This window comes from Roseovarius aestuarii, from assembly GCF_019966515.1.
In the GTDB taxonomy this organism is placed as follows: domain Bacteria; phylum Pseudomonadota; class Alphaproteobacteria; order Rhodobacterales; family Rhodobacteraceae; genus Roseovarius; species Roseovarius aestuarii.
The window spans coordinates 93,296-111,391 of sequence record NZ_JAIMIB010000010.1 but is presented as its reverse complement, the minus strand read 5'-3'; the positions used below and the strand labels follow the sequence as shown (position 1 = coordinate 111,391).

Below are 18,096 nucleotides of genomic sequence, written 5' to 3'. Positions count from 1 at the left end.
GGGCGGGATCAAAGAATATCCAACACGTTTTCCGGCGGACGGCCAAGCGCGGCGCGATCGCCCTTGAAAACGATGGGACGCTCGATCAGCTTCGGATGCGCGGCCAGCGCGGCGATCAGCGTGTCATTGTCGTCGGATTTGGACAGGCCAAGTTCCTTGAACAATGCCTCGCCGGTGCGGGTGATATCAATGGCGCTGAGGCCCAGCGTTTCAAGCGCCGCTCTGATATCACCGGCGCTGGGTGCATCATCCAGATAGGTGCGGATCGTAATTTCTTCGCCACGCTCTTCCAGCAGGGCCAGTGTCTGGCGGGATTTCGAGCAGAGCGGGTTGTGCCAGATGGTTGTCATAGCCAGTCCTGTCGTTTGGTGCCTGTCGCCTGTGAGATATTGGTAAATCCGTCGGCGTCAAGCAGCCGGTCAAGGCCCCGGGCGATGTCGCCGGCCAGCGACAGCCCCTGATAGACCAGTGCGGAATAAAACTGCACCGCGCTGGCCCCGGCGCAAATCTTGGCATAGGCATCCTCGGCTGATCCGATGCCGCCAACGCCGATCAGGGGGATAGCGCCTGCGGTCAGTTGTGAGAACTGCGCCAGAACGCGGGTGGATTTTTCGAAAAGCGGTGCGCCCGAAAGACCTCCTGCCTCGTCTTTCTGGGGGCTGGTCAGCCCTTCGCGTGATAGTGTGGTGTTGGTGGCGATGATCGCATCAAGGCCGGTTGAGCGGGCGACCTCGGCAATGTCTTCAAGCTCGGTCACGGTCAGATCAGGTGCGATCTTGAGGAAGACCGGTATCGGTTTCGGCAGCCAGTCGCGGGCCTCGATCACACCTTTCAGCAATACGGTCAGCGCCGCGGCTCCCTGCAACTCGCGCAGCTTTTCGGTGTTTGGGCTCGAGACATTGACCGTGGCGAAATCCAGATGCCGCCCGCAATGGGCCAGGACACGGGCGAAATCCTCGGCCCGGTCGGCGCTGTCCTTGTTGGCCCCGAGGTTGAGGCCGATGACGGCGTTTTTCGGTCGCTCGGCAAGGCGTTTTGCGGCGGCTTCCATCCCCTCATTGTTGAAGCCGAACCGGTTGATCACGGCATCGTCGTCGCTCAGGCGGAAAAGCCGTGGTCGCGGGTTGCCGGGCTGCGGGCGCGGGGTGATGGCCCCCACTTCGACAAAGCCGAACCCGGCGCGGCTGAGTGGGGCAAGTGCTGTGGCGTTCTTGTCGAACCCGGCGGCCAGGCCCACCGGGTTGGGAAGGTTAAGCCCGGCCAGTTCGGTCCTGAGCCGCGACGAGGTGACCGGGCCGGGCCTGGGCGTAAGCCCCGCCCGCAGCGCCCGGATCGCCAGCCCGTGGGCGGTTTCCGGATCGAAACGGTGCAGGGCAGCAAGGCCGAGACGTTCGATCAGCGTCATGTGAGACCGGGTGGGAAGACATGCCGCCCATCCACCAGTGGCAGCGGCTGCGCCCAGTGCACATCCGAGAGCAGCAGATTGCGATAGAGATGCGGGAAAAGAGCGCCACCCCGGGACGGCTCCCATTTGAGCGCGTCACCGAGTGGCTCGGTTTCAATTGCCAGAAGCATCAGGCCGTCTTCGCCGGCAAAGTGCTTTGCTGCGGTTTCCGGCGCCTGTTCAAGGGTCGAGAAATGAATATAGCCATCGGCCAGATCGACCGGGGCCCCGGCGGTTTCTTTTTGCGCTCTGAGCGCGGCCCATTCATCGGTGCGGAAAATCTTGTAAATCAGCATGGGCCGGTGATGCCCCGCGCCTGACCGGGGGTCAAGTGCCAAGACCGGGCTGTTGCTTAACGGAGTGCGCTGGCGCGCACGCCGGATATCTCGTCGTCGGCGCGGTGCGCCTTCTCCTCGGGCCGCAACCCTTTCCGGGTGTGCATGACCTTAGCCGTTGAAGGGCAGGCGGGCGATTTTGAATCCCTGATCTTCGAGCAGTTGCAATACACCGTGTTCGCCGGGCAGATGCGCGGCACCCACGGCCAGAAAAACCCGCTGGCCAAGGGCGTCTTGCATCAGCACATCAATCCAGCCGTGATTGCGCCGGATCAGGAGCTGATCTTCGAACAGCGCGAAATCTGCGGTGGCATCGGGGCCGCCGAATTCCAGCGAAATCTGCCGTGAAAACTCCCAGATCAGGGCGATTTCCTGCGCCAGATAGCGTTGTCGCAGCGTGTAGGACATGTCGTCCGCATTGCCCGGCCAGGCAAACATCAGCCGGATCATGTCCAGCTGCTCCTCCTGCGGGAAGCTGTCGAACAACGTCAGAAGCTTGCGGTAATCTTCCAGCGAGCGGCTGGGCTTGCCGACGCTGGCGGCATACTCACCGATTTGCTTGTCGATGCCATTGTCGCTTTTCATCGCGCTTTTCGATTCGCAGGGGCCGACCCCCAGCATCATTGCCGCCCAGAAAGGCTTGAACTTGGCTGCCATGAAACCCGGGATCGCGCGGGCGTGCAGCTCTTCGGCGAGGCGCTGCCAGTCTTCTTCACCCAGAAGGTCGGGCAGGGTGTCGCCCTTGGTGATGAACATCAGTGACGGATCATTCGCCAGATCGCGTTGCAACTGCTTCTGATCGTCGTTGGACACTTCAAGATAGACCATGTCGGCGTGATCGATCAGTGGTTTGAGGTTCGTCAGATGTTGCGCGGTGTGATCATGTTCGAAATGATAGGTGCCGAAAATCGTGATTGCCGTGTCATCGCGCGTGGCTTGCCAGAGCAGCCCCTGCGGATAGGCGGTAGCTTCGGCGCGGTCCATCAGGGCGGCGCGATCGGCGTCAGGCAGTGCCTCGATCAGGTCGGTTCCGTCACAGCGGGCAAACCCGGCAACCGGCAGTGAGACGAACAAGAAAAATGCAAAAATTCGTATCATTGCGCGATTCTATCCGCCTGTGATCCAACCGCAAGCCGGAAACACCGCGCCACGCGGTATGAAAACGCTTAAAAAAATTGAATGAACTTGTTGACTCCGGTTTTCCTGATCCTTAGCTATGCGCCGTTAGCACTCGATTTGAGTGAGTGCTAACGGCCCCACCATGACTTTTTGGGGAGGGGCCATAGGGAGTAACTTTGAGCTAAGGAGCCTCAGAGATGGCATTTAAACCGCTACATGATCGCGTCGTTGTACGCCGCGTTGAAAGCGAAGAGAAAACAGCCGGCGGGCTGATCATCCCCGACAGCGCCAAGGAAAAGCCGAGCGAAGGCGAAGTCGTCGCTTGCGGCGAGGGCGCGCGCAAGGACAGCGGTGAACTGATCGCGATGTCGATCTCGGCCGGTGATCGGGTTCTGTTCGGCAAATGGTCCGGCACCGAGATCACGCTGGACGGCGAAGAACTGCTGATCATGAAGGAAAGCGACATTCTGGGCATCATCGCCTGATCTGTCGAACCGGTGCGCGTTAGCGCACCCTGCGAAACATTAAATCAAAGGAAATCGAGACATGGCTGCTAAAGACGTCAAATTCGATACCGATGCCCGCAACAAGATGCTGCGCGGCGTGAACATCCTGGCCGACGCGGTCAAGGTAACGCTGGGCCCCAAAGGCCGTAACGTTGTTCTGGACAAATCCTTCGGCGCACCGCGCATCACCAAGGACGGTGTATCGGTTGCCAAGGAAATCGAACTGGAAGACAAGTTCGAAAACATGGGCGCGCAAATGGTGAAAGAAGTCGCCAGCCGCACCAATGACGAAGCCGGCGACGGCACCACCACAGCGACCGTTCTGGCCCAGGCCATCGTGCGCGAAGGCATGAAAGCGGTTGCCGCTGGCATGAACCCGATGGATCTGAAGCGCGGCATCGACCTGGCAACCTCGAAAGTGGTTGAATCGATCAAAGCGGCCTCGCGTGAAGTCAAAGACAGCGCCGAAGTTGCACAGGTCGGCACCATCTCGGCCAACGGCGAGGCCGAAATCGGCCAGCAGATCGCGGACGCGATGCAGAAGGTCGGCAACGAGGGTGTGATCACCGTCGAGGAAAACAAAGGTCTGGAAACCGAGACCGATGTGGTCGAAGGCATGCAGTTCGACCGTGGCTACCTGAGCCCCTATTTCGTGACCAACAGCGACAAGATGATTGCAGAGCTCGAAGACTGCATGATCCTGCTGCACGAAAAGAAACTGTCGAGCCTCCAGCCGATGGTTCCGCTGCTTGAGCAGGTGATCCAGTCGCAGAAGCCGCTGATGATCATTGCCGAGGATGTTGAAGGCGAAGCACTGGCAACCCTGGTTGTGAACAAACTGCGCGGCGGCCTGAAAATCGCAGCCGTCAAGGCACCGGGCTTCGGCGATCGCCGCAAGGCCATGCTGCAGGACATCGCGATCCTGACCGGTGGTCAGGTCATCTCCGAAGATCTGGGCATGAAGCTGGAATCGGTGACCATGGATATGCTGGGCTCGGCCAAGCGCGTCGACATCACCAAGGATGAAACCACCATCATCGACGGTGGCGGCGAAAAAGCCGAGATCGAAGCGCGCGTCACTCAGATCCGCACCCAGGTCGAAGAAACCACCAGCGACTATGACCGCGAGAAGCTGCAGGAACGCGTTGCCAAACTGGCAGGCGGTGTTGCGGTTATCCGCGTCGGTGGCATGACCGAGGTCGAAGTGAAAGAGCGTAAAGACCGCGTTGATGACGCGCTGAACGCGACCCGCGCGGCCGTTCAGGAAGGCATCGTTGTCGGCGGTGGCGTGTCGCTGGTTCAGGCTGCGAACGCGCTCGAAGGTCTGGAAGGCGCCAACAGCGACCAGAACAACGGTATCGCCATCGTGCGCCGCGCCCTGGAATCGCCCCTGCGTCAGATCGCCGAGAACTCGGGTGTTGACGGGTCGGTTGTTGCGGGCAAGATCCGCGAAAGCAAGGATGCCAAGTTCGGCTTCAACGCACAGACCGAAGAATATGGCGACATGTTCAAGTTCGGTGTCATCGACCCGGCCAAGGTTGTGCGTACCGCGCTGGAAGATGCGGCCTCGATCGCTGGTCTGCTGATCACAACCGAAGCAATGGTTGCCGACAAGCCTGCCAAAGATGCCCCCGCCATGGGTGGCGGCATGCCCGACATGGGCGGCATGGGCGGCATGATGTAAGCTGCCGTATCACGGTTTCGGATCGGGGCTGCCTTCGGGCGGCCCCTTTTCTTTGGCGTTCAGCCGTTTGCGGCACCCCGCAGTGCCTTGCCACCCCCGCCCGCCTTTGCTTTAACGGTCCGGCCCGCCTTTTCGGGTGTCCGCGATGTCCGGGCCGAAACCCCTGACGGGTTTGCTCATCATCGCTTCAGTGCCGGAGCCGCCCCATGGTCGATATCGCCACCCGCGTCCATAACCACAAATGGAAGATCGACCCGATCGTCCGATCCCTGATCGACACCGATTTCTACAAACTGCTGATGTGCCAGTCGATCTTCCGCAACAAACCCGACACGCAGGTCACCTTCTCGCTCATCAACCGCAGCAAATCCATCAAGCTGGCCGACCTGGTGGACGAGGGCGAATTGCGCGAACAGCTCGACCATATCCGCTCCCTCTCGCTCACCCGCGGCGAGAGCACCTGGATGCGCGGCAACACCTTCTATGGCAAGCGCCAGATGTTCACGCCCGAATTCATGGACTGGTTCGAAAACCTGCGCCTGCCGCCCTACCATTTGGAAAAACACGACGGCCAGTACGAGCTGACTTTTGAGGGGTCATGGCCCGAGGTCATGCTGTGGGAAATCCCCGCCCTTGCCGTGCTGATGGAACTGCGCTCCCGTGCCGTCTTGAACAGCATGGGCAAGTTCGAATTGCAGGTGCTCTATGCCCGCGCCATGACCAAGCTCTGGGAAAAGGTCGAACGCCTGCGCTCCGTCGACGGGCTGCGCATCGCCGATTTCGGCACAAGACGCCGTCACTCCTTCCTCTGGCAGGACTGGTGCGTGCAGGCGATGGGCGAAGGGCTGGGCGAGAAATTCGTCGGCACCTCCAACTGCCTCATCGCCAAGAACCGCGATGTCGAGGCGATCGGCACCAATGCCCACGAATTGCCGATGGTCTACGCCGCCTTGGCCGAAAGTGACGCCGACCTGGCCCGCGCGCCTTATGACGTGCTCTCCGACTGGCACGAGGAGCATGACGGCAACCTGCGCATCATCCTGCCCGACACCTATGGTACTGCGGGGTTCCTGAAAAACGCCCCCGACTGGCTGGCGGGCTGGACGGGTATCCGCATCGATTCAGGTGATCCCGCGGAGGGCGCCGAAATTGCCATCAACTGGTGGAAGAGCCGCGGCGAGGACCCGATGGAAAAACTGGTGATTTTTTCAGACGGTCTGGGCGAAAAGAAAATCGCCGAGCTTCACGCCCAGTTTTCCGGCCGCACGCGGGTCAGCTTCGGCTGGGGCACGCTCTTGACCAACGATTTCCGAGGCCTCGTCCCCGACAACGCCCTCGACCCGTTCTCCCTCGTCTGCAAAGCCGTCAGCGCCAACGGCCGCCCCACCGTCAAACTCAGCGACAATCCCCGCAAAGCCATGGGTCCGGCGAACGAAATCCAACGCTACAAACGGGTGTTCGGAGTTGGAGAACAGGCGGAATTGGAGGTGGTGGTTTAGGGGTCTCTTTGTCGTGCGAGGTAGTCACCAAGCAAATAAACTGCGACTGCTGTTAGTACCAAAACCTGCGCGAATAGAAACAAAACCCCAGCCGCTAATAGGTACCCGAAAAAAGAAGGCAAGTACTTGGAAAGCGGCTCGAAAATAACAAAAACAAATATCGCTATTATGCAGGCTATAGTGATGTAGCTAAATAGTAGGGTCATAAAATGTCGAGGTGTTATCGGTTTTTTTTTTCGGTTGCACCTGAACTTGAAACAAGCAGTGTTACCTCTGAGGACATCTTGAATTTTTTATCAATACTCTCGGGTCCCTGGAATGTTGAAACAACTGCGAGCGAAGTGATTGAAAATGGTAGAAATAGCTTCAAAAACTCAATCTCGGAATCCAGAACCGATAACACTGCTTTTGTCTGATCAGCGGCATCAATCGCTGAACTAAATAAAATCGGCACGAACAATAGAAGCGGTATTACGAAGTTGTGAACAAAAGCATATTTATGCCGCACTCTAAGAAAATTGAATGGGCGAAGAAAAATCGAACGCTCTGTCACTGGGACAGTCAAATCAGCTTGCCTTTCATTTCTGAGATTAGATCGATTCGGATAGAAGGTTCGCACAGTCTTATATCTGGTGTGAAGGTGCCGAGCGATTTTTGCCGGATGAAAATATTTTCCAATATGTTCCCTTTGGAAACATCTACTTGAATAGTTTTCAACCTATCTTCCACAGAATCCTCGATTGTTACGCTGACCTTCTTTGGATCTTTTTGTTGTATCTTCTGCCAAACGCCGGAGAGCAACTGTTTAGCAACATTTCCTGTCGGACCATTTAGAACCTTTACCGACAAATCGTTTTCCTCCACGACAGGGTAAGCGCTATCGCCAAAATCCGTTTCTGTTAACTCGCTTGATACGGACTTTATGCCTTTTAAGATTCCGCCTCCTTGGAGTAGGCCATCAATTGTTTGAGAGTGTTCGGCGCGGAACTTTAGTTTCTGCGAGAGCTTTTTTGATCTTCCTTTCCGGTTTTGGACACCCAAAGCTCTTGAGAACTCGTCAGTTTGTCCAAACTGTCATTTAGGTATCTACTGACAAGTGTGCGTGAAAGGTACTCCGCATTCTCAAGCCCTACGGGATAGGCTCGATCCGCCTCATGTTTAGGAGACACATCCATAATCATGTGGGCTGACCGTGCAGGCTCTTCACCTTTGCGCCGTTGTGCAGTCCGTATTTGCCCGTTGTTTTTATCTACGTAATCCGGATCGGGGATAAGTGGGTCATAGAGATGGAATAGAATGGAGAGCTCATCGTTGCTTACTGTAACTTCCGCGGCAGAAACTTCTTGGGTTCCGTATGGAATAGATTTCAAATTTCCTTTGGCGTGTTCGCTAACCAATAATTTAGCAAACTCCCGACCAGTCTGAACTTTCTGCGGAAAATAATTCCTAAAGCTATACAAGTAGGCTTCTAGTTTGAATCCATAACGTACGCTCATTTTATGGCCTTCCGAATTAGTAACTTTATGTTTATCAAACTTTTTTTGTCCATAATACAACCCCTAGCCTATTGGGTTAAAACTCCCTTCACCCAGAAAGCGCAAGTTGGGTTCCACCTTACCAATCCTTCATACCCACCGCCCTGCATCCATCTGCTGATGCAGCACCCGGATCACGTCGATGGTTTCAATGCTGTCCCGAAAGAACACCACGTGCCTGCCGCGAAACACTTTACGCGCCCCAGGCAGTGTGTCTTCTGCGCCTTGCGATACCGTTTTGCCCTCGGGCAATTCTTCGATCACGCTGCGCAAATCTTCCAAATACCGGTTCGCCTGATCCGGTCCCCATGTTTCGGCAGTGTAATCCCAGATTTCATCGAGGTCGTTCAGCGCTTCGCGTGAGAGCCTGAGCCGTTTCACGCGCGGTGCTTGGCGTTTTTGTTTGCGAGGAAGGCGTCGAAATCAAAATCTTCGACATACCCGCTTTCGTCACCCTTGATCAGTTCCGCTCGCAGCCGTTCCAGCTTTTCCTCTTCCTCTTCCAACAGCCGCAGCCCCGCCCGCAGCACATCACTGGCAGAATTGTAGCGCCCGCTTTCCACGGCGTTGTCGATGAAATCGGTAAAATGATCGCTCAGCACGAATGAGGTGTTGCGGGGCATGGAAATCTCCTTTGATCCATATATACCAAATCCTGGTATATTTTCAATCCTCGCCTTCAACCTTCCCCCTCAAAGCCTTCACCTCGCCGCGCACCTTCTTGGCCTTCAGCCGCCGTTTCTTTGATCCCAGCGTCGGGCGGGTCGGGATGCGGCGTTTGGGTTTTTCCAGCGCCTTGCGGATTAGCTCGGCCAGCCTTTCCCGCGCGATCTCGCGGTTGCGGGCTTGGTGGCGGGTTTCGTCCACCTGAATGATCAGCGCGCCCTCCTTGGTCCAGCGCCGCCCGGCCAGCTTCTTCAGCCGCCGTTTCACCGCGTCGGGCAGGTTGGGGGAGCGTTCGGCCTCGAACCGCAGCTCGACCGCAGAACTCACCTTGTTCACATTCTGCCCGCCGGGGCCCGACGCGCGAACAAACTGCTCGGTCAGTTCCCAGTCTTCGATGGTGATCTGGTCGTTGATTTGCATCACGGGGTCAGTTTTTCGGAAAACGTACATTATGTACATAAAGGGCGTACGGGACGTACAGGGTGTACGGAAATTCAAAAGGGCCGCCCTTGTCGGTACGGCCCTCTAGAAGTCAGCGGAGGTGGGCCGGTTAGGCGCACCAATTCAAGTGGTATTCAGTCCCCAGGGGCTGCCCTAGGTCCGACCCTCCTGAACTGTTCCGACACCTCTCCCCATTACCTCTAAAGACATGGGCACCTCCTTTCTGCTGTTGAACTCAAAGCCAGACTGCCACAGATTTTTCGTTTGTCAAAACAAAATCATGTGGTGCGAAAGGTTAAGACCCCCATGATGCTGCGGAACCACCAAGAGGGGAGGGGGCAGAGGCCCCCATCCCCGTGCAGCTACTGCGATTGCAGCACGGCCACGCATTGGCCTGGCAGGTCAGCGACTCGCAACTCGCGCCGGGGTTTGGCCTTGGGCGCGTTCGGATCGGGCGGCGGCGGGTTCAGGATGTTTTTGACCCATTGCTGCGCCTCGGCGCATCCATCCCCGGCGGGTGGCGCCGACTGATTGACGCAACCTCTTGATCCGTCAGGACATTTCAGCCGGACATGGAAGTGGTAATGATGCCCCCACCACGGCCTGACCTTGCGCAGCCAGGCGCGGTCGCCGGTTTCATCCTTGCACATCTGCACCTTGGCACCGGGGAAAATGAAAATACGCGCCGTGCGCGGGTCCTGCGCTGCGGCCTTGACGACTTCGTGATGCTGCCGCGTCCAGTTGGAATTGGTGTAGGCCCCGTTGGACCGGCGCATCGAGATTGAAGAGATCTCCTCTCGTGCGGCTCGCGACAGTTTCAGATTATCCGCCTGACGCAGCCAGATATCAATGTCTAGCCCCAGTTGATGAGAGCGGTGGCCGCTCAGCATCGGGCCGCCACGCGGTTGGCTGATATCCCCGATATAGAGGCCGTTCCAGCCCGGCTGCGCTGCGGCCTTTTTCGATACTTTTTCAATGAAGTCAATTGCGTGCGGGTGCCCCCAGTTGCGGTTCCGGCTTAGCCGCATGGCTTGCCATGTGGGCCCGGTTTCAGGCAGCTCTACGCCGCCAGCCATGCAGCCCTTGGCATAGCTGCCGAAAGGTGCGGCGGATTGCGCCGAGCCGCGTGCATGTTTGCCAAAGAGTTGTCGTGCCTCGACGCCTTTCATCGCGGCGGGAATGCTCTGGGTTGAAAGTGCCTGTACTTTTGCCGACGGTTCCGGGGCCGATCCGCCGCATCCGGCCAACCCAAGCGTCAGAAAAGCTAGTTTGAAGAAACGGTCCATGTCTCGCTGTCTCCTTCTGCCTCAACCCAGCGTAGCAGGAAGAGGCCGATCAGGAAAAGCGCAATGAGCGGGGCAACCCCAATGCGCGCACTGCCGCTCAGGGCCGTGACCGCGCCGATCAGGGCGGGCGCCATGAATGCGGTCGCGCGGCCGGAAAGGCCATAGAGACCAAAGCTTTCGGTCGGGGCTGCGGGATCGGTGTGGCGCACCATCAGCGACCGGCTGGCGGCCTGCAGCACGCCGCCCATACCACCGATCAACGCGCCGCAGACAAAGAAGATGGCATCCGGCAGTTGTGATCCTTCTGCTAGAGGAATGCCGAAAATCTGGCTGCGGTCCATCGAGACGATGATCACGCAAACCACAATCAGAACCCAGACCGAGATGACAATCACAGGGCGCGGGCCGAACCGTTTGTCGGCCTTACCGCCGATCCAGCTGAACACGGCGGCGGAAATGGCGGCGATGATGCCGAAGATACCGATCGAGACCAGCTCCCAGTTCAGCACCAGATGCGCGTAGGTCCCACCAAAGCTGTAAAGACCGTTTAGCGCATCACGGTAGAACATGGATGAGCCAAGATAGGCTGAAAGGCTGAGACGTCGGCGCAGGCTTTTTACCGTTTTGACGAGAAGTTTCAGCGCGTCGCCCATCCCCTTGCCCTGGGGTGGCGTTCGGGTGTCACGGGTCCAGAGCAGGTAGGGCAGGATGAAGACGATGAACCACAGCGCAGTGAAGGGGCCAACCGCGCGCGTTCCCTCATTCTGGCTGGCATTGAGGCCAAAAGCCGGGTTGAGCCCGATCAGGGTTTTACCGCTGGGCTGTTCCATGAAGAAAAGCAGCATGACAATAAGTGACAGGATGCCGCCCAGATACCCGAACGCAAAGCCCGAACCCGAGATTTCCCCCACTTCGGACTGGCTTCCAAGCGATGGAAGCTGGGAGTTGACGAAAACCAGCGCATATTCGGCGCCGATGAAACCTATGCCAAAGGCGATGAGCATCGGCCACATGGTCGAGCCGTCGGGAAATGTCCACCAAAGCGCAAAGGCACCGGCAACATACAGCATCGAAAACCCTATGACCCAAGGCAGTCGTCGTCCGGTCGTATCGGCCAGCGCGCCCATGATTGGTGCGCCAAAACCAATGATTAGCCCCGTGACCGTCAGGCAGAGTGACCAGATGCTTTGGGCGCGGGCATCGGCGGCTTCTTCGCTCAGACCCGATGTCAGGAAGTATTCCGCCGCGACGCCTGCGAAATAGGGGCCGAAGACAAACGTCAGCAACAGGGTATGAAATGGCTGGCTGGCCCAGTCGAAGAAATACCAGCCCCAGATGCGTTTTCTTTGCGAAACTTCGGCCATCCTGCCCCTCTGCTTGCTGGCGCGATATGACAGGCTGGAAGACCTGGTGGCAAGCTATTCCTGCATCGGCGGCCAGGGGCGTTTGGCATCCGCTTCAATCCAGGCTGAGATCCACGCGGGCGCCTCGGGTTTGACCGTCGAAGGGTCAATTGCATCAACGACGGAGTGTGGCGCGACGATCCCCGCTTTGCTGGTCACGGCCGAGCGATAGATGATGTGGTTGGCGCATTCGCCGTTCTTTTTCCACATCGACTGTTCGACATAGAAAAATCTGTCATCCCACCAGGCCAGACGCGAGCGCATTTCGATGCGTTCGAACGTGCGGATGCGTCGGCGATAGCGCACGCTGGCCCCGGCCATGGTCAGACCCCACCGGTTCTTGCGCAGCACGCGGACCAGCCCGGCGCGTTGGGCCGCCGATGTTCGCCCCAGATCGTAAAGCGTAAGGGTGCGTCCATTGTTCAGCTCCATCCAGATGTCGATATCCCACGGCAGGCACATATGGTGCGAGACATGGGTGCCGGTGACCGGCATGGGCGGGTCTTTGCGGTGTTTGACAAGCTGGGCAATCAGACGAATGACGGGATACATCGGGCGTCTCCTTTGCCCGCTATCTGTTTTGCCTGTCCCGGGTGGTCAACCACAACCTCGCGTCACGCTTGCGCTTTTGCAGGACTCCGCTTACCTGTTGTGGCGACGACGACCAAGGGAATGCGCCGATGCTTTCAATTTTCCAGATCATAATGCTTATTCTGGATATCATCTGGTTTTTCATTATTGCCCATGTGATCATGAGCTGGCTGATCAATTTTCAGGTGCTGAATCTGCATCAACAATTGGTCGCGCAGATCTGGCATATGCTCAATCGATTGCTGGAGCCCGTCTACAGCCAGATCCGCCGTTTTATCCCGCCGATTTCCGGCATCGATCTGGCACCATTGATCGCGCTGATTGCGGTTTATGCGCTGAGGATCATTCTAATGAACAATATCGCGGCTTTTTATTGATCCCGCTCTTGTTCACCAATTCTTAGTATGAAATGATTTCCTGTAAGAGCAGATAAATAAAATCTTACAGGGTTTCCATGCCAGGCGCTGCCACGCTTTTGCGCGACGTATTCGGGTTCGATGCTTTTCGTCCTGGGCAAGAGGATATTGTCAACGCTGTCTCGAACGGTGATAACGTGTTGGCGATCATGCCGACAGGTGGCGGTAAATCACTTTGTTTTCAGCTGCCTGCGCTACTGCGCGATGGTGTGACAGTGGTGATCTCGCCGCTTATCGCGCTGATGCGCGATCAGGTGCGGGCGCTGCGCGCGGTCGGCGTTGAAGCCGGTGCGCTAACCTCTGGCAATACCGAGGAAGAAACCAGTGAAGTCTGGCAAGCACTTGACGCGGGCCGGTTGAAACTCCTCTACATCGCGCCCGAACGCCTTGCGGCCGGGTCGGCAATGGGCATGTTGCGCAGCATCGGGGTCAGCCTGATCGCCGTGGACGAGGCGCACTGCGTCTCGCAATGGGGTCATGATTTCCGACCTGACTATCTGCGCATCGGAGAGCTGCGCCGCGCCCTTGGCGTACCGCTTGCGGCATTCACGGCGACAGCGGATGCAGAAACCCGCGACGAGATTGTCGAAAAGCTCTTTGACGGGCAAGCTCCGGCCAGCTTTCTCCACGGCTTCGATCGGCCCAATATCAACCTGACCTTTGCCGCCAAGGATGGTCCGCGCCACCAGATCACCGAGTTTGCCGCCGCCCGCAAGGGCCAGTCGGGTATCGTTTATTGCGGCACGCGCGCCAAGACCGAAACCCTGGCGCAGGCGTTGCGCGCAGACGGTCACAATGCCTGCCACTATCACGGCGGTATGGAGGCCGAAGACCGCCGCATTGTCGAGACCCGGTTCAACACCGAAGACGGGTTGATCGTGGTGGCGACCGTGGCCTTCGGCATGGGGGTGGATAAGCCGGATATCCGTTGGGTGGCCCACGCGGATCTGCCCAAGTCGATCGAGGCCTATTATCAGGAAATCGGCCGTGCGGGTCGTGATGGTGCCCCGGCCGAGACGCTGACGCTCTACGGTCCAGACGATATACGCTTGCGCCGCACCCAGATTGACGAAGGGCTGGCGCCGCCCGAGCGCCGCATGGCGGATCACGCCCGACTGAATGCTCTTTTAGGGCTGGCCGAGGCGCAAGAGTGCCGACGCGCCGTCCTGCTACGTTATTTCGGCGAGGACAAACCCGGCTGCGGCAATTGCGATACCTGCGAAACACCCCCTGATGTGTTCGACGGAACCGAAGCTGTGCGCAAGGCGCTTTCGGCGATCCTGCGCACTGACGAGTTTTTCGGGGCCGGGCATCTGATTGATATCCTGACCGGGAATGAGACCGACAAGGTGCGCGCCCGCGGGCATGATCAACTGCCCACCTTTGGCGTGGGTCAGAATCTGGATCGGCGCACGTGGCAGGGGGTGTTCCGTCAGATGATGGGGCTGGACCTGATCCGCCCGGACCGAGAACGCCACGGCGCCCTGCGCATGACCGAGACCGCCCGACCGATCCTGCGCGGCGAACAGAGCATCACATTGCGCCGCGATACGCTGGTGACGAAATCGCGTCGCCCGGCGGCAAAGGCGCTAGTGTCAGAAGAAGATGCGCCGCTATTGTCCGCGCTCAAGGCTAAGCGCCGGGCACTGGCCGAGGCCGCGCGTGTACCCGCCTACGTGGTATTTACCGATCGCACGTTGATTGAAATGGCCGAGACGCGCCCTGCTAACCTGGACCAGATGGCCCGGATCAGCGGTGTGGGGGCAAAGAAGCTTGAGCGCTATGGTGATGCGTTCCTGCAGGTAGTTAACGGTGATGACACGGCGCAACTACATCCAACACGCCGCAAACTGGCGGGCCGTCAGGTCGGGGAGGTCTATGACCAGCTTCTTGAAGCGCAGGCCGATCTGGCGCGCGGTGAGGCCGGGATTGACCGCCCGCTCAGCTGTTCCGCCTCGCTGCTTGCACGGGTCGCCGCGACCCGTCCGCGCGACCCGAATGAGATGGCGAGGTTGCTTGGGGAAAAGCGTGCGGAGAGATTTGGTGCGGTGTTTCTGGACGTTTTGCGGGCGGCGGGCTAGATCACCTGAAAATAAACCATCTGGGGGACGTTGAATGCTGGTTGTTGTTTCACCTGCCAAAAAACTGGACATGCGCGAAGTTGATAATGTTGTTCCGACCCAGCCGGCCTTTCAGGCTGAAGCCCATCAATTGGCCACTATCGCGCGAACCCTTTCGCCCAAAGATCTGCAAAAACTTATGGGCATCAGCGATAACCTGGCACAGCTCAACGCCACGCGTTTCGGCGATTTTGGACATATGTCAACGAAACCCGCAGCCTTGGCGTTTGCCGGGGATACTTATCAGGGACTTGAAGCCGGCAGCCTTGATGAGGACGAGCTGGCCTGGGCGCAGGATCATCTGCGTATCTTGTCGGGCCTTTATGGTGTTTTGCGTCCATTGGATGCCATCGAACCTTATCGTCTTGAAATGGGTAGTCGCCTGAAAAATGCTCGCGGCAAATCGCTTTATGAGTTTTGGGATGATCAGATATCCAAGGCGCTGAACGCTCAGGCTCGCGCGGTTCAGACCAACACATTGATCAACTGCGCAAGTCAGGAATATTTCCGCGCCGTTGATCTTGACGCGCTCGATCTGCGGGTGATCACGCCGGTTTTCATGGAAGAAAAAGCGGGTGCGGCCAAGGTCGTTAGCTTTTTTGCAAAGAAGGCGAGGGGCGCCATGGCCCGTTTTATTGTCCAGCACCGGTTGACCGAACCAAACGCCATCACCCAGTTTGACAGCGGCGGATACCGATATCGCCCGGATTTATCCGATGATTTCAACTGGGTTTTTCTGCGCGACTATCCTCAGGACTGATCATCGCGCAGTGGGTTGCGCGCATCATCAGGACAAGCCTTGGTAATATGATCGATAATAGCCTGCTTTTTCAGCGGTTTCGTCAGGTAATGATCCAGGCCGGCCGAAAGTATGCCGTCCTGATCCCCGTCCATGGCGTGAGCGGTCATGGCTACGATGGGCACATGGTTACCCGCACTCTCTTCAAGTTCGCGGATTTTCTGTGTCGCTTCCTTCCCGTCCATTTCGGGCATCGAGATGTCCATGAAGACAATGTCGGGATCGAAAGATTGATAGAATTCAACGGCCTCGACCCCGTTTTCGGCAAATTTCAAATCTATATCCAACGTCTTGACCATCTTGGTATAGACAAGGCGATTGGTCTTATTGTCTTCGGCGGCGAGCACGCGCATTGCCCGCGACTCTGGCGTCGGCCCGTCCTGTTTGTCCGGCTCGGGAGAGGGCGGCGGGGGTTCCGTTATTTCGACCGCCGCCGGTTTGACTTCGATCGATTTCAGGGCAGTGAACAGATCTTGCCGGGCAACGGGTTTTTGCAGCAAGGCGTGCAGATGTGGTCGAGCAGGGTCCTGTTCGGCCGTGCCAGTATTGCAGCTTAGCAGCACGATAGGCACCGTATGCCCGGCCTCGCGGATCGCCTCTGCCAATTCCATACCGTCCATGACCGGCATCGTATGGGTGGTCAGAACCAGATCGATGCCCTGGTCAAGCTTTGCCAGTGCATCGGTGCCACTTCCGCAGGACACGGCTTCGATACCCAGAACACCAAGCTGGCGTTCCACAATTTCCCGGTTTGCGGTATGATCGTCCACCACGAGGGCGCGTTTCAGCCCCTCGGGCATCCGGGCGCCATCGGCATCGACGGCCTCGGCCACCGGGAGCGAGAGGGAGAAACCGAAATTTGATCCCTCACCAGCGACCGAGTCGACCCAGATATCGCCATCCATCAGTTTGATCAGCTTCTGCGAAATAGCCAGGCCCAGCCCGGTGCCGTCGAATTTACGATTTTGCTCGTCATCGACCTGGTTGAACTCGCCAAAGATGTGGCCAATCTTGTCCTCGGGTATACCGATACCGGTGTCCTCGATGATGATATGTAGTCTTGCGGTTTCTTCATCCCAGGGCGGCATGCCGACAACGCAGACCGATACATGCCCGCTTTCGGTGAACTTCACCGCGTTGCCCATGAGGTTGGTCAGTACCTGCCGGATGCGGCCCCGGTCGCCGGAGAATTGCGTTGGCAGAAAGAGGTCGTAATCGACCAGAATTTCTATCCCCTTGTCCCGGGCGGTGGGCTGCAGAAGGATCACGATCTCGTGGATGCAACGTTCGAGGTCGAAAGTGTCTTTGTGCAATACCAGCTTTTCGGCTTCGATCTTGGAGAAATCCAATACGTCGTTGATGATCACCAGCAATGCTTCGCCGGAATTCCTGATGGTCTCGACGTATAGTCGTTGCTCGTCACTTAACTCGGTATCCTGCAAAAGGTCCGCCATGCCGACGACACCGTTCATCGGCGTCCGGATTTCGTGGCTCATATTCGCAAGGAATGCGGATTTGGCGCGGCTTGCCGCTTCGGCCTTGCGATGAGCATCTTTCAGTTGTTTTTCATGTCGCACGGTTTCGGTAATATTATGCGCCAGGCTGACCGTTCCACCGCCTTGACCGCGCTGATCGACGAGTTTGATATATTCGCCGTTCCACAGTTGTATGATCTCGGGTTCGGGGGTTTGACTTTGCCAGCGGTCCAGCATCTTTTCGCGCCAGTCAGCAGGGTGCATATCACCGATATCGACGATACCCTCTTCGGTCACGAATTGCAGGATTTCGACATAGCTGATCCCGGGTCTGATTTCCGTGAGCCCATCAAAAACACGCATCCACGCCTTGTTGGCCGAGATCATCCGACTGTCAGAATCGAAAAAGGCGAACCCGTCCTGAATGATTTCAATTGACTGCCAGAGGCGCCGTTCGGCAACTTCCGCCTTTTCGTTGGCAACGGTCAGATCGGACTTGACGCGCTGATTTTCGACAAGGATGTGTTCAACCTCCGCCCGGGTCTCGACGATCTCGTCCGAGAGCGCGCGCGCATGCTTGCCCAGCTTGCGGTTGGCGGCATGTAATTCTGCCTGCTTTTGTTCCAGCAGGCGTTCGGCGGCCAGGCGCGCACGCCGTTCCTGTGACAGTTTATTGGCAAGGCTCATACCCGTACTCCGCAATGCCCAACCGGGGATTCAATGCACAATCGGATATTGTGGTGAACAACTGTTTAAAACGGCTCCGGTGGCACCGTT

General features: G+C 57.7%; 19 protein-coding genes. 6 read left to right on the top strand and 13 right to left on the bottom strand.

The window, feature by feature from the left end:
• Window positions 1-8: 8 nt before the first annotated feature.
• The 4 genes from arsC to LC334_RS13330 all read right to left on the bottom strand — a co-directional run bounded on the left by arsC (window position 9) and on the right by LC334_RS13330 (window position 2,853).
• Complete coding sequence (arsC, locus tag LC334_RS13345) at window positions 9-350, bottom strand: arsenate reductase (glutaredoxin) (protein WP_085800829.1); 342 nt, start codon at window positions 348-350, stop codon at window positions 9-11.
• On the bottom strand, window positions 347-1,405 hold the full coding sequence (locus tag LC334_RS13340; protein ID WP_085800830.1) for a quinone-dependent dihydroorotate dehydrogenase: 1,059 nt from the start codon (window positions 1,403-1,405) through the stop codon (window positions 347-349). The genes arsC and LC334_RS13340 overlap by 4 nt, the downstream gene beginning before the upstream one ends.
• The gene (locus tag LC334_RS13335; protein WP_085800831.1) at window positions 1,402-1,740 is read right to left on the bottom strand and encodes a DUF952 domain-containing protein; all 339 of its coding nucleotides are present in this window, start codon (window positions 1,738-1,740) and stop codon (window positions 1,402-1,404) included. Before LC334_RS13335 ends, LC334_RS13340 begins: the two co-directional genes overlap by 4 nt.
• Before the next feature lie 150 nt (window positions 1,741-1,890).
• Entirely contained in the window at window positions 1,891-2,853 is a 963-nt protein-coding gene (locus LC334_RS13330) for a TraB/GumN family protein (protein WP_223412986.1), read from the bottom strand.
• Between the two features lie 242 nt (window positions 2,854-3,095).
• Between LC334_RS13330 and groES the strand changes: the two genes are divergently transcribed.
• From groES to pncB, 3 genes are all read left to right on the top strand, one after another.
• Window positions 3,096-3,383, top strand: coding sequence for a co-chaperone GroES (gene groES, locus LC334_RS13325; RefSeq protein WP_085800833.1), 288 nt, complete (start codon window positions 3,096-3,098; stop codon window positions 3,381-3,383).
• A gap of 61 nt (window positions 3,384-3,444) precedes the next feature.
• A complete protein-coding gene (gene groL, locus LC334_RS13320; protein WP_085800834.1) occupies window positions 3,445-5,088 on the top strand; it encodes a chaperonin GroEL in 1,644 nt (547 codons plus the stop codon).
• A 206-nt stretch (window positions 5,089-5,294) separates the two neighbouring features.
• Window positions 5,295-6,587, top strand: coding sequence for a nicotinate phosphoribosyltransferase (gene pncB / locus LC334_RS13315; protein ID WP_085800835.1), 1,293 nt, complete (start codon window positions 5,295-5,297; stop codon window positions 6,585-6,587).
• Window positions 6,588-7,148: 561 nt separating this feature from the next.
• Here the strand turns inward: pncB and LC334_RS13310 are convergent.
• From LC334_RS13310 to LC334_RS13275, 8 genes are all read right to left on the bottom strand, one after another.
• Entirely contained in the window at window positions 7,149-7,628 is a 480-nt protein-coding gene (locus tag LC334_RS13310) for a hypothetical protein (protein WP_085800837.1), read from the bottom strand.
• Window positions 7,577-8,083, bottom strand: a complete 507-nt coding sequence (locus LC334_RS13305; RefSeq protein ID WP_139836407.1) for a hypothetical protein — start codon at window positions 8,081-8,083, stop codon at window positions 7,577-7,579. The genes LC334_RS13310 and LC334_RS13305 overlap by 52 nt, the downstream gene beginning before the upstream one ends.
• A gap of 129 nt (window positions 8,084-8,212) precedes the next feature.
• Window positions 8,213-8,503 (bottom strand): type II toxin-antitoxin system RelE/ParE family toxin, encoded by a 291-nt coding sequence (locus LC334_RS13300; RefSeq protein WP_085800838.1) that lies wholly within the window; start codon window positions 8,501-8,503, stop codon window positions 8,213-8,215.
• Entirely contained in the window at window positions 8,500-8,745 is a 246-nt protein-coding gene (locus LC334_RS13295; RefSeq protein WP_085800839.1) for a type II toxin-antitoxin system ParD family antitoxin, read from the bottom strand. Before LC334_RS13295 ends, LC334_RS13300 begins: the two co-directional genes overlap by 4 nt.
• Before the next feature lie 43 nt (window positions 8,746-8,788).
• Window positions 8,789-9,208, bottom strand: a complete 420-nt coding sequence (gene arfB / locus LC334_RS13290; RefSeq protein WP_085800840.1) for an alternative ribosome rescue aminoacyl-tRNA hydrolase ArfB — start codon at window positions 9,206-9,208, stop codon at window positions 8,789-8,791.
• A gap of 383 nt (window positions 9,209-9,591) precedes the next feature.
• Window positions 9,592-10,515, bottom strand: a complete 924-nt coding sequence (gene mepA / locus LC334_RS13285; RefSeq protein WP_085800841.1) for a penicillin-insensitive murein endopeptidase — start codon at window positions 10,513-10,515, stop codon at window positions 9,592-9,594.
• Complete coding sequence (locus tag LC334_RS13280; protein ID WP_085800842.1) at window positions 10,494-11,879, bottom strand: MFS transporter; 1,386 nt, start codon at window positions 11,877-11,879, stop codon at window positions 10,494-10,496. The genes mepA and LC334_RS13280 overlap by 22 nt, the downstream gene beginning before the upstream one ends.
• A 54-nt stretch (window positions 11,880-11,933) precedes the next feature.
• On the bottom strand, window positions 11,934-12,470 hold the full coding sequence (locus LC334_RS13275) for an acyl-CoA thioesterase (RefSeq protein ID WP_085800843.1): 537 nt from the start codon (window positions 12,468-12,470) through the stop codon (window positions 11,934-11,936).
• Between the two features lie 128 nt (window positions 12,471-12,598).
• On the opposite strand from LC334_RS13275, the gene LC334_RS13270 reads away from it, so the two are divergent.
• The 3 genes from LC334_RS13270 to yaaA all read left to right on the top strand — a co-directional run bounded on the left by LC334_RS13270 (window position 12,599) and on the right by yaaA (window position 15,805).
• Window positions 12,599-12,886 (top strand): YggT family protein, encoded by a 288-nt coding sequence (locus tag LC334_RS13270; RefSeq protein WP_085800844.1) that lies wholly within the window; start codon window positions 12,599-12,601, stop codon window positions 12,884-12,886.
• A gap of 77 nt (window positions 12,887-12,963) precedes the next feature.
• Window positions 12,964-15,006, top strand: a complete 2,043-nt coding sequence (gene recQ / locus LC334_RS13265) for a DNA helicase RecQ (RefSeq protein WP_085800845.1) — start codon at window positions 12,964-12,966, stop codon at window positions 15,004-15,006.
• A 34-nt stretch (window positions 15,007-15,040) separates the two neighbouring features.
• Entirely contained in the window at window positions 15,041-15,805 is a 765-nt protein-coding gene (gene yaaA / locus LC334_RS13260; protein ID WP_085800846.1) for a peroxide stress protein YaaA, read from the top strand.
• On the opposite strand, the gene LC334_RS13255 is transcribed toward yaaA, so the two are convergent.
• Window positions 15,796-18,006: a response regulator gene (locus tag LC334_RS13255; RefSeq protein WP_085800847.1), complete on the bottom strand. Its 2,211-nt coding sequence runs from the start codon at window positions 18,004-18,006 to the stop codon at window positions 15,796-15,798. The two genes, yaaA and LC334_RS13255, sit on opposite strands and share 10 nt — an antisense overlap.
• Window positions 18,007-18,096 lie beyond the last annotated feature (90 nt).